Origin of the sequence: Caldalkalibacillus salinus (genome assembly GCF_016745835.1) — a bacterium.
Classification (GTDB): Bacteria; Bacillota; Bacilli; order Caldalkalibacillales; family JCM-10596; genus Caldalkalibacillus_A; species Caldalkalibacillus_A salinus.
The window spans coordinates 1-613 of sequence record NZ_JAERVL010000061.1 but is presented as its reverse complement, the minus strand read 5'-3'; the positions used below and the strand labels follow the sequence as shown (position 1 = coordinate 613).

General features: G+C 40.6%; 1 protein-coding gene. It reads left to right on the top strand.

Annotation, left to right across the window (positions count from 1 at the left end):
- The coding region (locus JKM87_RS17665; RefSeq protein WP_202081789.1) for an IS4 family transposase at positions 1-613 on the top strand (613 nt) is incomplete at both ends.

Genomic DNA, 613 nt, shown 5'->3' with positions numbered 1-613 from the left:
AATGAAGTAGATACATCACTGCTAGCAAAGTTGTTTCTTGATCTCGTTCAGACAATACAAGGACATAAACAACACCGCATTCCGAAAGGAATGCCTTTGAAGATTATTGATTCTAGCACCGTTCCACTTAACTTAACCCACTACAAGTGGGCAACATTTCGCAAAACAAAGTCTGGTGTCAAGTTGCATCTCCGATTGGTGTTCATGGACAAACAACAAGTTTATCCAGACAAAGTGACCATAACGAATGCGCAGGAGCATGACCGTAACCAACTTGAAGTCCTAGTCGATGACAAGGAAGCCATGTATGTGTTTGATCGCGGATATGTTGATTACGAAAAATTTGATCGTTTCTCTGACAAAGGGATATTTTTTGCTTCTCGTCTCAAGAAAAATGCAGTCATTCGTACACTTGAAACCTTTCAAGTGACAGAAGGCAGCCCGATCAAATCCGATTCTATGGTTGTTTGTGGAACAACTCAATCTCGTACAGAAAATGTGTTTCGTCTCATCGAGACGATAGACTCTAAAGGTAACGATATTCGCATCATCACCAATCGATTTGACCTAAATGCCGAAGAAATTGGTGAAATCTATCGTTCAAGATGGGCTA